Here is a 14,378-nt window from a genome sequence, read left to right as displayed (position 1 = left end):
GTCTCAAGCGGCGGCGGCATCGAGGCGCGCCTGGCGCCGCCGGTGCAACAGACTGAAGAACGTCGGTACGAAGAACAGCGTGGCCGCGGTGGCCAGCAACAGACCGCCGATCACCGCGCGGCCGAGCGGTGCATTCTGCTCGCCGCCTTCACCCAGTCCCAGTGCCATCGGCACCATGCCGATGATCATCGCAAAAGCGGTCATCAACACCGGACGGAAACGTGCAAAGCCCGCTTCGATGGCAGCCTTGACCGGGTCACCATGCTGGTCCAGCTGCTCGCGCGCGAAGCTGATTACCAGGATCGAATTGGCGGTGGCGACGCCCATGCACATGATGGCGCCCATCAGGGCAGGCACCGACAACGGCGTGCCGGTCAGGAACAACATCCACACCAGTCCGGCGAGTGCAGCAGGCAAGGCCGCGATGATGATCAGCGGATCCAGCCAGCTCTGGAAGTTGACCACGATCAGCAGATACACCAGCACGATGGCGAAGGCGAGTCCGCCGATCAGGCCGCGATAGGACGCAGCCATGGTCTGCACCTGCCCGCGCACGTTGATGTCCACATCGCGGGGCAGCTGTTTCGAATAGTCGTCGACAATGCGCTGCACATTGGCCGCGACGCTGCCCAGGTCGGTCTGGTCGACGGCAGCGTACAGATCCATGGTCGGCCTGGTGCTGTAGTGGGTGACGATGGCCGGCCCGACGCTGCGCGAGAAGGTGGCCAGGTTCTCGAGGATCTGGCTGGCCGCGCCACTGGTATCGAGACTGCTGTTGCTGCTTGCAGCCGGCGCCGTGGCTCCGGTCGTGCTGGTGATCGGCAAGGTCTTAAGGTCCTGCAGGGTGTCGATCCGATACTGCGGCGCCTGTGTCGCGATGGTGTAGCTGATGCCCGTCTTCGGATCGACCCAGAACGTCGGACTCACCTGCGAGGAGCCGGCGAGGGCAGTCAGCAGGTTGCTTGCCACGTCCTGCGTGGTGAGGCCGACCAGACTGGCACGCGTGCGATCGACATTGACATTGATCTGCGGCAGGTTGAGCGCCTGCTGCACGCGCAGATCGACCAGCCCCGGCACGCGGGCGAGCTTGCCGTAGAGATCGTCCGCCACCTTGGCGATGGCCTTGGGATCATGTCCACTCACTTGCACGTCGATCGGTGCAGGCGAGCCGAAGTTTAGGATCTGGCCGACCATGTCGGCGGGCAGGAACGAGAAGATCACTCCGGGATACTTCTGCGCCAGCTGCCGCCGCAGCGAGCGGACATAATCCACGGTCGGGTGATGGCCATCCTTCAGGGTGACAAAGACATCACCATCGGACGTGCCGACCACACCGGTATTGCTGTACGAGAGATTGATGCCGCTGTAGGGAAGACCGAGCGTATCGACGATGCTGTCCAGCTCATTCTTAGGGATGGTCCGGCGGATCACGTCCTCGATGCCGTCGGCCAGGCGTGCTGTTTCCTCGATGCGCAGGCCGGTCTCGGCGCGGAAGTGCAGCTTGATCTGGCCGCCATCGACATACGGAAAGAAATCGCGCCCCAACCAGGGCACCAGCAGCGCAACGGACAGTGCGCAGCTCGCGAAGAACAGCATGGCAAACAGGCCACGGTGTTCCTCAGCCGTTTGCAGCGCATTGCGGTAGCTGTCGCGAATGCTCTCGAAGCGCTTCTCGAAACCAGCCTGGAAACGTCCCAACACCCCTTTCGGCTGTTCACCATGCACGTGCTTTTTCAACCAGTACAGGGACAGCGTGGGCACCAGTGTCCGTGACAGCACATACGAGGCCAGCATGGCAAACACGACGGCTTCGGCCAATGGCGCGAACAGATATTTGGCCACGCCCCCCAGGAAGAAGATCGGCACGAACACGATGCAGATCGACAGCGTAGAGACCAGCGCAGGCACGGCGATCTGGTGTGCGCCTTCCATGATCGCCTCGTAGACTTCCTTGCCTTCCTCCAGATGCGAGTTGATGTTCTCGATGGTCACCGTGGCATCGTCGACCAGGATGCCGACTGCGAGCGCCAGGCCGCCGAGGGTCATGATGTTGATCGTCTCGCCCAGTGCGGACAGCGCGATGATCGAAGCCAGGATCGACAGCGGAATCGAGATGGCGATGATCAGCGTGGATCGCCATGAGCCAAGGAACAACAGGATCATCAAGCCGGTAAGTGCCGCGGCAATCAAGCCTTCGCGGATCACGCCCGAGATTGCTGCCCGCACGAACAGCGACTGGTCAGATATGGCCTCGACCTGCAGGTTCTGCGGAATGGCCGCGCGTATCCGCGGCAGCATCTTGTGCAGGCTGTCGACGATGTCCAGCGTGGATGCGTCGCCGATCTTCAGGATCGACATCAACACCGCGCGCTGACCGTTCACCCGTACCACATTGGTTTGCGGTGGCGAACCATCGTGCACATGCGCCACGTCGCGGATATAGGTAGTGATGCCGTTGACGGTACGGATCGGCGCGTCGTTGAGTTCGGAAATCTGCTGCGGGCTGCCATTCAGACGGACGCTGTATTCGATGTCGCCGACCTTTTCCGTGCCGGCCGGCAGGATCAGGTTCTGCGCGCCAATGGCGGCGACCACGTCGCTGGGCGACAGGCCGTGCGCCAGCAACGCCTGCGGATTCAGGTCGACCTCGATCTGGCGTTGCTTGCCACCATAGGGGTAGGGCGTGGCGGCACCGCGGACGGCGGTGATGAAGGGGCGCACGGTCTGGTTGGCATCATCGAAGATGGTCGTTTCCGACAAATCCTTCGACGACAGCGCAAATTGCAAGATCGGCACGCTCGACGCGTTGTAGACGATCACCAGCGGTGGCGTCGTTCCAGGCGGCATCGACTTGACCACGGTCTGCGAAATCGAGGTGATCTGCGCCACCGCCATGTCGATATTGACGTTCGGCTGGAAGAACACCTTGACCAGGCCGACGCCATTCAACGACTGCGTCTCGGTGTGCTCGACGTCGTTGACCGTGGTGGTGACCGCGCGCTCGAACCCGGTCACGATACGGTTGTTCATGTCATCGGCCGGCAGGCCGGTGTACTGCCAAACCACCGAGACGACCGGAATATTGATGTTCGGGAAGATGTCGGTCGGTGTGTTCAGAATCGCGAGCGGCCCGAGTATGAGCAGCAGCAACGCCAGAACGATGAACGTCAGCGGTCGCTCGAGGGCGATTTTTACAATCCACATATCCGTCGACTTCCATCGGCCATGCTCGTGGACAACAGTCCAACGATTACGGCCAGACTCTGAATTGCAGGGTGAGATCCATAGAGTAACTGCCTAGGCAACTTTTGGTTGACGCATCGAGTGTTGTTCCTTAATTTCGCATAATGTATATTATGTAAAATTCAATCCAGCCCGGAAGTTACTTCCCAATACCGATTGATCATCTAGCGCCGTTGAGATGTGTCCCATAGCGAAATACGAGAGTTTGCAGAGCGTCTATTGGCGTTCGCGCCACACAGGCGAGTAACTTCACGCGGCATGGCAGCGAATGCGAATGTAAGTCAGGATGCTTCGATTCGGCAGTGCAAGATCGATCTGTTTTGCTGGGGTGCACATCGTGAATACGGAAAGTGTTGCTGTTGTCGAGTTGGAGACGCCGACACCCGTGTTGCAGGAGTCATCCCGCCGGCTGGTCTATAGGCATGCGCTACCGGTTCGGATCATGCACTGGGTCAATGTCATCGCACTGTCGCTGATGCTGTTCAGCGGTTTGCAGATTTTCAATGCGCATCCGAGCCTTTACTGGGGCAACCGTTCCGACAGGGGCAAGGAACTACTGACCCTGGGCGCCCATCGGGATTCGGCAGGAAACCTTGTCGGCACCATCCGGATGGGCGGCCACGAATTCACCACCACTGGCGTGCTGGGCGTATCCAAAGGCAGCGATGGCACACTTGAGGTTCGCGGCTTTCCTTCCTGGCTCACCGTGCCCGGTCCTGGCTGGCTGGCGATGGGAAGGCGCTGGCACTTCTTTTTTGCCTGGGTGTTCGTGCTCAACGGGCTTTGCTACGTAAGCTATTCCCTTGCCCGACGGCATCTGCAGCGCGACCTGTGGCCTACGCTTAATGATTGGCGTGGCATCGGCCATTCGATCCTCGACCACATTCGCTTCAGGCATCCACATGGCGAAGAGGCACTACGCTACAACATCCTGCAGCGACTCGCCTACCTGACCGTGATCTTCGTGTTCGGTGTCGGCATCGTGCTGATGGGGCTGGCGATGTCGCCGCGCATGGATGCAGTGCTCTCACCCTTGGTCGAGGCCGTTGGCGGCCGCCAGTCGGCGCGGACCATCCATTTCATCATCGCCTGGGCCTTCGTGGCTTTCGTGCTGATCCATGTGTTCGAGGTGCTGATAAGCGGCGTATTCAATCAGCTGCGCGGCATGATCACCGGTTACTACAAAGTTGATACAGGGAAGGTCCATACCGCCGAACCAGATGAGACGATCTCTGCCGAGGAGCCTTCCCATGACTGACCGCCGATCGTTCCTGCGCATGGCCATCATGGGCACGGCCAGCCTGATCGTTGCCGGCTGCGACCGCATTTCGCAAAGCAGCTGGGGTCCGAAGGTGCTGGACAAGGCCGAAGGGCTGAATCGCCGCGTGCAGGTTTTGCTTTCACCTTCAAGCGCCATGGCGAAGGAATATACCGAGGCCGACATCTCCTCGGTGTTTCATCCCAACGGCACCACGATGCCCAGCACACCGGCGTATCAGGCACTGATGGCGAACCAGTTCCGTGACTACAAGCTGCAAGTAGACGGCATGGTCAGCCGCCCTGCCATGCTGTCGATCGATGACCTGAAGAAACTCGACACGCGCACGCAGATCACCCGGCACGATTGCGTAGAGGGCTGGAGTGCCATCGGCAAGTGGCAAGGCACCCTGCTCTCCGCCGTACTCGACCATGTCGGGGCCGATCCACAGGCACGTTTCGTCGTTTTCCACTGCTTCGACGAGATGGACGTGAACACGCCTTATTACGAGAGCGTGGACATCGACGAAGCAAGGCATCCGCAGACGCTGCTGGCTTTCGCCCTGAACGACAAGCCGTTACCCGTGCCGAACGGCGCGCCCCTTCGCCTGCGCGTTGGGCGGCAGCTTGGCTACAAGCAGGCGAAATACCTGAGCCGCATCGAGGTGGTCAAATCCTTCGATACGATTGGCGACGGCAACGGCGGCTATTGGGAAGACCAGGGGTACGAGTGGTACGCGGGCATCTGATCGGAAATGTAAAAAGCAACGACGATACTTATGCCAATGCGTGCTTATTTGCCAGGGAGGATGTCGTCATGCAATGACGAATGACCAGGCACTGAGCCATCGACTACCTCGATGGTCTCCACTTCACGTACCCAGCGGGCCGGCCGCTTGTCCCCTGCTACGACAAGCCGCAAGGGACCGTCCTTGCCGGACAGCGGGTGGCCATCCTGCCGGTCGACCACGAGTACGTTGCGATCGCCGAAGGCTGCATCCAGCTCGGCCAGACTGAAAACCACCTGGTAGCCGTCGGCTGCGGTGACGCGAACGAACCTGGCCATTTCGCGCCCACGCAACTGCTTGTCCAGCGGTGCGCCTGCGCGCTGCAGAAGCTCGACCAGTGTCACGCCTTCCCAAAGGCTCGGCTTCTCGTCATGCGCACCAGCCGTGACGCTGCTGCGGGGAAGACTCGCCAGATCGCTTTCGTTGAACGTGCGGGATTCCTTGCCGGCCACCCGAACCTGGACTGATCCGGTGTTCGACGTGCCTGGAGACAGCTCCGCTCCCCTGACGGAAAGCATGGGGGTTGATGCAAGACACACACAGATAATGAACTGCATCAAGGAGGTCTTCAGCATGGGATTCGCTCGATCTCGGTCATTCGCGGCTTAGAGTTTACGGCTTTGCGCGACAGCGTCAGGCGTGACCGTTCCCTGCTTGTTCCCGAAGTGCGCGATGACATAGTTCGCCAATGCCGCTACCTCCGTGTCCGAGTAAGCGCGACCGAATGCTGGCATGAAGACGTCGTGCCCACCGAGGCGCATCCGGGAACCATGCAAGATGACCTGAGTGACATTGGCACCTTTGGTGTCATTCACGCCACGCGTGCCCAGCAACGAAGCATACGGTGTCTCCTGGCCCTGGCCGTTCCATTGGTGGCAGCTTGCGCAGGCGCTTTCGAAGAGCTTGAGCCCCGCGCTGTTTGCATCGGCGCTGTCTCCGCCGGGGGCCGTATCGTTTGAGGCTAGCGCGGGGGCTGCTTTCGCATCGATCGTGATCGGGTCCTTCCCTGCCCGTGCGGGAACGCTGCGCAGGTAAGTCACGAGGGCATTCGTGTCTTCAGGCATCAGGTACTGAAGGCTGTTGTCAACAGCCTCGCCCATCGGCCCGGAGGCGGAGCCACGGCCATCCGCGTGTCCGGTGGACAGATAGCTGGCGATCTCGCCATCACTCCATGCACCGATGCCGTGCGCCGTATCCGAGGTGATGTTGTAGGCGCGCCAGCCCTGCAATACCTCACCAGCCAGCTCGTTGCCGTGCTCCAGGCCGAAGCCCACATTGCGCGGGGTGTGACATTCGGCGCAATGCCCCAGCGCGCCAGCAAGATAGGCGCCGCTGTTCCATTGCGGTGATTTCGAGGCATCGGCGACGAAGCGCTGGCTCTTGAAGAATGCTGCATTCCAGAAGCCCATGGCCCAGCGCTGGTTGAAGGGAAAACCGAGCGCATTGGGTTGGTCAGGCTGCGAAATCTTCGGCAGGCTGAAGAGATAGGCCTTGATCGCGAGGACATCGCTGCGGCTCAACTGCGTGTACGAGATATAGGGGAATGCCGGGTAAAGCCGCTTGCCATCCTTGCGCACGCCTTCGCGTACGGCGCGCACGAAATCATCATCGCTCCAGCTGCCGATGCCGGTCTGCGCATCGGCTGTGATGTTCGATGAATAAATCGTGCCGAACGGCAGGCGGAACGCGACACCACCGGCAAACGGCTTGCCCGAACCAGGCACGGTGTGACAGGCGGTGCAGTCAGCCGCCTTGGCGAGATATTCGCCGCGCGCGAGTACATCGGCGGTGGCGGGAGCGCCGGCAATGGCTGGTGCCGTGCCGTCGGAGCTGTCGGTGCGATTCAGTGCGAAATACGCGACGCTGCCGAGAATCAGCACGAAGACCACGAAGATGAGGAAGCGTTTCACGCGTCATTCCTCCCCTGGCTGCTGGCGGTTGCAGACACCACACGTTTGAGTGCGTTGGCGTCCTGCACGAGAAGGCTCCGGTCCACCGGAAGCTTGTAGAGCCGCACACCCGTCGCAGCAAAGATCGCATTGGCCAAGGCAGGTGCAGCGATCGCGGTGCCGACTTCACCCAGGCCACCGGGCGCTTCGCTGTTTTCGATGCGATGGACTTCGACCAACGGAGTTTCGTTGATGCGCAGGTTTCGATAATCGTGGAAATTGCTCTGTTCGATCGCACCGTCCTTGATCGTGATCTCGCTGTAGAGCGCAGCGCTGAGCCCAAACAGAAGGCCGCCCTGGATCTGTGCCTCGATGGAGCTGGGATTGACTGCAATACCGCAATCCAGAGTCACGACGGCACGGCGCAGCCGGATTTCGCCCTGCGGAGTGACTTCGGTTTCGACGATGGCGCAGACCCGGCTGCCGAACGGTTCGCCCAGCGCGATGCCCCGCCCTACCCGTGCGGGCAACGGCTGACCGCCCCAGCCGATTTTCTCCGCGGCCAGATTGAGCAAGGCCAGCGAGCGCGGGTTCTTCTGCAACAAGGCACGTCGATATTCCAGCGGGTCCCTACCGGCGTGATGGGCGAGCTCGTCCATGAAGCTTTCGACGACGAACAGGTTATGCGTCGATCCCACGCCCCGCCACCAGCCGACAATCAGCCCCGGAGGCATGTCATGGCGAATCCACTCGACCTTGAGGCTCGGGATTTCGTAAGGCACTTCCACGACACATTCCACGGCATCGCTGTCGAGGCCGTCCTTGCCCATGGCCATTGGCGCCCAGCGCCCCAGCACGGTGCCGCCGCTGGTGCGATAGCCATACCAGGCCGGCCGGCCATTCGCGTCGAGCACAGCCGAAATGCGATCGTGGTACATCGGACGCACGCGATCGTGACGAATGTCTTCCTCACGCGTCCAGACGACCTTGAGCGGATACGACACCTGCTTGGCCAGGGCCAGGGCCTGCTCGACCGAATCCGTTTCCAGGCGCCGCCCGAAGCCACCGCCGAGATACTGGTTGTGCACGATGATCTTGTCTTTGGACAGGCCAGTGATCTTTGCCGCCACGTCGAGAACCCGCGCAGGCACTTGGGTGCCCAGCCAGATTTCGCACTTGTCGGAAGTCACGAAAACGGTGGCGTTGAGCGGCTCCATGGTGGCGTGAGCGAGCATGGGCAGTTGGTAGACCGACTCGACTGTTTTTCCATCGGCCGGCCGACTGCCAACCTCGCGCGCCACGATCGACTTGCCGTTGAGCGCACTCTCCGCAAGTGCATCGCGAAGTTGCTGGGTGGTGAGGTTGGCGTTCTCGCCGAGGTCCCACGTGATACCCAGTGCCTCGAGTCCCTGCTTCGCGGCCCAGAAATGTTCGCCGACCACGGCGACTGCGTCGCCGATACGGAGCACGTCGACGACACCCGGCATCACGCGGGCGGCCTTGTCGTCGACCGAAGCGAGCTTGCCGCCGAAGGTAGGACATGCCTTGACGACAGCGATCTTCATGCCGGGCACCCGCACGTCCAGGCCGAACTGGGTGGCGCCCTTGACCTTGTCGGCGGAATCCACGCGCCGCAGCGGTTTGCCGATCAGCTTGAAATCCTTGGGGTCGGTGAGCTGCACCTTGTCCGGCATCGGCAGCTGGCCTGCCGCCGATGCCACTGCGCCGAAGCCGACGCTGCGGCCCGATGGGGTGTGGTGAACCATGCCCCGGTCCACCGTGCATGTCGACGGGTCGACATGCCACTGCGCCGCCGCGGCAGCCACCAGCAGTGTCCGCGCCACGGCACCGGCTTCGCGCAATACCTGCCAGGTGCCACGCGTGCTGGTGGAGCCGCCGGTAATCTGGCCGCCCAGGAGCGGCATGCCGTACAGGTCATCGCTGGGCGGCGAATGCTCGACGGTAATCTGGTCCATGCCCACGCCCAGCTCCTCGGCGAGCAACATGCTTGAACCGGTATAGATCGCCTGCCCCATTTCCACCATCGGCATGACCAGCCGCACGGTGCCATCCGTGCCAATGCGGATGAAGGCATTCGGCGCGAAGGCCGGGTTGCCGTCTGCCAGAGCGGCGGCAGCATCGCCCGGTTGCCGGCGCGCATTGATCGCAGCGGATGCTATGCCGCTGCCGCCCAGCCATAGAAAGGCGATTGCCAGACCACCTGACTGGATGGCGTGCCGGCGATTCAGGTCGATCTGTTCAGCTGTTTGAGGCTTGCCTGTTTTCAGCTTCATGACGCGGATCCCTCGGGCGAGGTAACGATCGTCTGCAGGATGTCGAGCTTGCCCGTTGCCGCCTGCTTGATGGCCGCGCGGATACGCACGTAAGTACCGCAGCGGCAGATGTTGCCGGACATGGCTGCATCGATATCTGCGTCGCTGGGATTCGGCGATCGCTTGAGCAAGGCCGCCGCCGACATGATCTGCCCTGACTGGCAGTAGCCGCACTGCACGACATCTACATCCAGCCACGCCTGCTGGATCTGTTGCCCGCTGGGCGTATTGCCGATGGCTTCGATGGTGGTGATGGTCTTGTCACCGATCGATCCGACCGGGAGCACGCACGAACGGACCGGCTGGCCATCCAGGTGCACCGTGCATGCACCGCATTGAGCGATGCCGCATCCAAACTTGGTACCGGTCAGCCCTATGACGTCCCGCAAGACCCAGAGCAGAGGCATATCAGCGGGAACATCGACCGAATGCGACTCGCCGTTAACGGACAAGGACAACATAGGTACCTCCACTCAGCGTAGAGAATCCGGGAAAACGACACTTGGCAACTTGGCGACAAAGACCGCAAACCATCGAGCCACTTTGGCACCCACCCCAAAGCCCGTCCCCATAATATGCGCCCGTGAATCACCATTTCAGCAACACATACGTAAAAGTACCGTATACCCATAGGCGCCAGCACGCGATACCCGAATGGGGCATCCATGAACAAATGTCGCGCTAGACTGAAACCTTGATTTGAAAGGTCTTGTGTTTCGTGCAAATTCCGCTGCCCCCACCCTAGCTGGTGACATGACTGATGAATTCGGCGCACGAACTGAGCACCCTGATTGACGCATTGCTTGCGTTGCGCCGCGACACATCATCCAAGGCTGCACTGGCAACGCTGACCCGCACTCGCGGCTCCACCTTTCGGCGCCCCGGCACACATATGCTCGTGCTGGGCGATGGGCGTGTGGTCTGCGAGCTATCCGGCGGTTGCCCGCAACGCGACATCGTGGTGCGTGCACAGGAGGTCATTGCCAGCACCCTTCCAAGCCTGATTCGCTACAACGCGGATTCAGGTCTCGATGTGTTGATGGAGATGGGCTGCGGCGGTGAACTTGAAGTATTGATCGAACCGCTGGCAACGACGCATGCCACGGACTTTGCCGATGCCCTGGCACAATGCCACAGTGATCGGCGTTGCGCCCACATGGCCACCTTGTTCGCCATCGATGGCGTGGTGGTGATGCCACAGCGGGTGTTGTGGAGCGAACACCTCGTGTTGCATGACGATATGGCTGATCCCGCGTTGACCCAGTCCGTCGTCGACACCATCGCGGCGGCGACGAACAAAAGCTCCATCACGCTGCGCCTGCCATCCGCGCGAGGCGTGGTCGATGTGCTGGTGGAGTCCATCGTACCGCCGCATGCACTGGTCGTGATCGGCAGCAGTGCCGCCGCGCGTGCCTTGTTGCCACTGGCCAGGGCATTGGGCTGGCAGACGACCCTGGTCGATCATGACCCGGCACGCCTGCAGGCGACGCATCTGCCGGCCGGGTTACACACGGTTTGCGCAACGCCAGGCAACTTGCGCAGTGCGTTGCCGCTCGATGCGCAAAGTTCGGTCGTGGTGATGACGCACAATCTTGAGCAGGATATCGCCTACCTGGGTGCCTTGCGCGGCGCACCGGCGGCCTATATCGGTGCACTCGGATCGCGTGAGCGTGTTACGCGCATGCGTAGCACCCCAGCACTTGCCGGCCTGCACGTACATGCACCCGCAGGCCTGGATATCGGCTCGGAAACACCCGTAGAAATCGCTCTGGCGATTGCCGCGGAAATCATGGCGGTGATCAACCACCGCAGCGGCGGCCCACTGCGCAACAACGAAGGCGCCATCCATTGACGATCGCTTCACAGCACAGCCCGACATCGCCGGTCATCGTGCTGCTGGCAGCAGGTGAAGGCCGGCGTTATGGCGGGATCAAGCAATTGGTCGAGATCGCGGGCCAGCCAATGGTGCGCCGCGTCGCGCGGGTTGCGCTGGAGCAACGCGTACCGGTCATCGTGGTTACCGGGGCCCATGCCGAACAGGTCGAGGCCGTGCTCGACGATTTGCCGCTGCAGATCATCCGTCATGCTGGCTGGCAGGACGGTATGGGCAGCTCGCTCGCTACCGGGATTCGCGGTGTAGATGCCTCGTTTCCGCAAGCTTCTGCGGCACTCCTGTGCCTGGCTGATCAGCCGCTGTTGGCAACCGTGCTGATCCAGCAAATGCTGCAGCGGCACGCGGAGGCGCCCGAGCGTCTACTCGTCACCGAACAGGACGGTGTATCCGGGCCACCGGTGCTGTTTCCGCGCGACTGCTTCACGGCATTGATGGCGTTATCAGGGGCGCGCGGCGCACATGCCTTGATCGAGCGGGAAGCGGCGCGTGTGGAGCGATTCGCCTCGACCAACGGCATCGACATCGATACGCCGCAAGATCTTCAGCGCGTACGTGATTGGCTGGCAACCGACAGTTCCCGTTGATGCCTGGCGGTGATCACATGATCTGAATCGTCGGCGTAATATCCTTGATCGAGTCGGTCAGCATGGTTACGGTCATGAGCGAGAAGAAGGTTCCCGGGGTCAGCGACTATGAGGCACCTGCCGGCGGCTGGGGTGCGTTGGGTGCGGTAGCGCGCGCCGTGCGAGAGCAGATGGCACCGGTGCGCGAAACCCGCGCGTTGCACCGGGTGAACCAGCCCACCGGCTTCGACTGTCCCGGTTGTGCATGGCCTGACCCAAAACACACCTCCTCGTTCGAGTTCTGCGAGAACGGCGCCAAGGCGGTGACCTGGGAGGCCACCTCCAAGCGCACCACGCCGGAATTCTTTGCCCAGCACACGGTCAGCGAGCTCTGGACCTGGCACGACCACGCGCTAGAGAACGAAGGCCGGCTCACGCATCCCATGGCCTACGACCAAGCTACCGATACCTTTGTCGAAGTGAGCTGGGACGAAGCCATGCAGCGCATCGGCGCGACCCTGCGCGCTCAGCCCGACCCGAACATGGTGGAGTTCTACACCTCGGGCCGCGCCTCGAATGAGGCGGCTTTCCTGTATCAGTTGTTCGCACGGGAATACGGCACCAACAACTTCCCCGATTGCTCGAACATGTGCCACGAAGCGACCAGCGTCGGCCTTCCCGAATCCATCGGCGTCGGCAAGGGCACGGTCACGCTGGAGGATTTCGGCCGCTGCGATGCGCTGTTCTCGTTCGGCCACAACCCGGGCACCAACCACCCGCGCATGCTTTCCACCCTGCGCGAGGTGTCACTGCGCGGCGTGCCGATCATTGTGTTCAATCCCATGCCGGAGCGTGGTCTGGAACGCTTTACCGCGCCGCAAGACCCGGTCGAGATGCTCACCGGCAAGTCCACGCCGATTGCTTCGACCTATTACAAGGTGAAAGTCGGCGGCGACGTGGCTGTGCTCAAGGGCATGATGAAATACCTGCTTGATACCGACGAGGCTGAGCGTGCCGCCGGCCGTGCCGGCACGATCGACCATGATTTCATTGCGGCCAACACCACCGGTTTCGATGCCCTGGTTGCGGATCTTCGGCACACCCGGTGGGAAGCGATCGAACGCAAGGCCGGTCTTACACGTGCCGATATCGAGGCTGCCGCTGCGGTGTACGCGAAAGCCCGACGCGTGATCGTCGCCTATGGCATGGGCATTACCCAGCACAGCCACGGCACCGAGAACGTGCAGCAGATCGCCAACCTGCTGCTGATGCGCGGCAATATCGGTCGCGAAGGCGCCGGCATCTGCCCGGTGCGCGGCCATTCCAACGTGCAGGGCGACCGCACCGTCGGCATCACTGAAAAGCCGAACAAGGCGCTGAACGATGGCATCCGCAAGCGCTTCGGCTTCGAACCGCCGGTCGCGCATGGACACGATGCCGTGGAGGCAGTTAAGGCGATCCGAGATGGACGCTCGCGCGTTCTGCTCTGTCTCGGTGGCAACCTGGCGGTCGCGATGTCCGATCCGGCGGCCACGTTTGCCGCCATGGCCAAGCTCGACCTGGCCGTGCATATCGCAACCAAGCTCAATCGCTCGCACCTGATCCTGGCGCGCGAGTCGATCCTGCTGCCCTGCCTTGGCCGCACCGAGCTGGACGTGCAGGCTGGCGGCCCGCAGTCGGTCACGGTGGAGGACTCCATGTCGATGGTGCACGCTTCCGCCGGCCGCCTGAAACCCGCGGGCCCGCTGCTGAAATCCGAGCCTGCCATTGTTGCTTCCATGGCCAGGGCCACACTGCCCGATTCCCGGGTGGAATGGGAAGCCTTCATCGAAGACTACGACCGTATCCGCGACGCGATCGAAGCGGTGTTTCCGATCTTCGAGCGCTTCAACGAGCGCGTGCGCGTGCCGGGTGGTTTCCGGTTGCCCGTCGCTGCATCCGACGGCGTATGGGACACGCCCGACAAGCGCGCGCATTTCCTGCTCGCGCGCGGGCTGGACGAAGACCGGAGCGGCCCCGAGGGCACGCTGACCTTGACCACCTTGCGCTCGCACGACCAGTACAACACCACCATTTACGGCATGGACGATCGCTACCGTGGCATCACCGGCCGGCGCGACGTGATCTTCATCCATGCCAGCGATCTGGCCGCGCGTGGGCTGCAGCACGGCGACCTGATCGACGTTGAAGCTGTCGGCAAAGCGGGGACTACACCACTTACCGTTCGCGGCTACACCGCGGTGGCCTACCCCATCGCCGAAGGCTCCGTCGCAATGTATTACCCGGAGGGCAATGCGCTGGTTGCGCTGGAGAATTACGACGCCCGCTCGGGAACGCCTTCCTACAAATCAGTGCCAGTGCGGATTGTGGCGGCGCAGCCAGCAACATCTTGATGCGTCTGGCGGGTAAAA

General features: G+C 61.9%; 10 protein-coding genes. 5 read left to right on the top strand and 5 right to left on the bottom strand.

Annotated elements, in window-relative coordinates; all coding sequences use genetic code 11:
• Positions 1-3: 3 nt before the first annotated feature.
• A complete protein-coding gene (locus B0E50_RS12735; RefSeq protein ID WP_077441608.1) occupies positions 4-3,204 on the bottom strand; it encodes an efflux RND transporter permease subunit in 3,201 nt (1,066 codons plus the stop codon).
• 325 nt (positions 3,205-3,529) lie between these two features.
• Here B0E50_RS12735 and B0E50_RS12730 point away from each other — a divergent pair, with 325 nt between their 5' ends.
• On the top strand, positions 3,530-4,501 hold the full coding sequence (locus tag B0E50_RS12730) for a cytochrome b/b6 domain-containing protein (RefSeq protein WP_077441606.1): 972 nt from the start codon (positions 3,530-3,532) through the stop codon (positions 4,499-4,501).
• Positions 4,494-5,249, top strand: a complete 756-nt coding sequence (locus B0E50_RS12725) for a molybdopterin-dependent oxidoreductase (protein WP_077441604.1) — start codon at positions 4,494-4,496, stop codon at positions 5,247-5,249. The genes B0E50_RS12730 and B0E50_RS12725 overlap by 8 nt, the downstream gene beginning before the upstream one ends.
• Before the next feature lie 44 nt (positions 5,250-5,293).
• Here B0E50_RS12725 and B0E50_RS12720 read toward each other — a convergent pair whose 3' ends face one another.
• From B0E50_RS12720 to B0E50_RS12705, 4 genes are read right to left on the bottom strand one after another with little or no spacing between them, the layout of a single operon-like run.
• Entirely contained in the window at positions 5,294-5,863 is a 570-nt protein-coding gene (locus B0E50_RS12720) for a molybdopterin-dependent oxidoreductase (RefSeq protein WP_077441602.1), read from the bottom strand.
• Between the two features lie 30 nt (positions 5,864-5,893).
• Positions 5,894-7,198 (bottom strand): c-type cytochrome, encoded by a 1,305-nt coding sequence (locus tag B0E50_RS12715; protein WP_077441600.1) that lies wholly within the window; start codon positions 7,196-7,198, stop codon positions 5,894-5,896.
• Complete coding sequence (locus tag B0E50_RS12710) at positions 7,195-9,471, bottom strand: molybdopterin cofactor-binding domain-containing protein (RefSeq protein WP_077441598.1); 2,277 nt, start codon at positions 9,469-9,471, stop codon at positions 7,195-7,197. Before B0E50_RS12710 ends, B0E50_RS12715 begins: the two co-directional genes overlap by 4 nt.
• Positions 9,468-9,971 carry a (2Fe-2S)-binding protein gene (locus B0E50_RS12705; RefSeq protein ID WP_077441596.1) on the bottom strand — a complete coding sequence of 168 codons (504 nt, stop codon included), beginning with the start codon at positions 9,969-9,971 and terminating at the stop codon, positions 9,468-9,470. Before B0E50_RS12705 ends, B0E50_RS12710 begins: the two co-directional genes overlap by 4 nt.
• Before the next feature lie 299 nt (positions 9,972-10,270).
• On the opposite strand from B0E50_RS12705, the gene B0E50_RS12700 reads away from it, so the two are divergent.
• The 3 genes from B0E50_RS12700 (at position 10,271) to B0E50_RS12690 (ending at position 14,360) form a co-directional block, all read left to right on the top strand.
• Positions 10,271-11,362, top strand: a complete 1,092-nt coding sequence (locus B0E50_RS12700) for an XdhC family protein (RefSeq protein ID WP_077441594.1) — start codon at positions 10,271-10,273, stop codon at positions 11,360-11,362.
• Positions 11,359-11,988: a nucleotidyltransferase family protein gene (locus tag B0E50_RS12695; protein ID WP_077441592.1), complete on the top strand. Its 630-nt coding sequence runs from the start codon at positions 11,359-11,361 to the stop codon at positions 11,986-11,988. Before B0E50_RS12700 ends, B0E50_RS12695 begins: the two co-directional genes overlap by 4 nt.
• Positions 11,989-12,062: 74 nt before the next feature.
• Positions 12,063-14,360 carry an FdhF/YdeP family oxidoreductase gene (locus B0E50_RS12690; RefSeq protein ID WP_077441990.1) on the top strand — a complete coding sequence of 766 codons (2,298 nt, stop codon included), beginning with the start codon at positions 12,063-12,065 and terminating at the stop codon, positions 14,358-14,360.
• Positions 14,361-14,378 lie beyond the last annotated feature (18 nt).

The sequence above is a fragment of the Rhodanobacter sp. C01 genome (genome assembly GCF_002001045.1).
Taxonomy (GTDB): Bacteria; Pseudomonadota; Gammaproteobacteria; order Xanthomonadales; family Rhodanobacteraceae; genus Rhodanobacter.
This window is presented reverse-complemented; position numbering and strand designations above follow the sequence as displayed.

Coding starts and splice junctions, on each gene's coding strand:
- B0E50_RS12735 (WP_077441608.1), bottom strand. CDS start 3,204: ATGTGGATTGTAAAAATCGCCCTCGAGCGACCGCTGACGTTCATCGTT.
- B0E50_RS12730 (WP_077441606.1), top strand. CDS start 3,530: ATGCTTCGATTCGGCAGTGCAAGATCGATCTGTTTTGCTGGGGTGCAC.
- B0E50_RS12725 (WP_077441604.1), top strand. CDS start 4,494: ATGACTGACCGCCGATCGTTCCTGCGCATGGCCATCATGGGCACGGCC.
- B0E50_RS12720 (WP_077441602.1), bottom strand. CDS start 5,863: ATGCTGAAGACCTCCTTGATGCAGTTCATTATCTGTGTGTGTCTTGCA.
- B0E50_RS12710 (WP_077441598.1), bottom strand. CDS start 9,471: ATGAAGCTGAAAACAGGCAAGCCTCAAACAGCTGAACAGATCGACCTG.
- B0E50_RS12705 (WP_077441596.1), bottom strand. CDS start 9,971: ATGTTGTCCTTGTCCGTTAACGGCGAGTCGCATTCGGTCGATGTTCCC.
- B0E50_RS12700 (WP_077441594.1), top strand. CDS start 10,271: ATGAATTCGGCGCACGAACTGAGCACCCTGATTGACGCATTGCTTGCG.
- B0E50_RS12690 (WP_077441990.1), top strand. CDS start 12,063: ATGAGCGAGAAGAAGGTTCCCGGGGTCAGCGACTATGAGGCACCTGCC.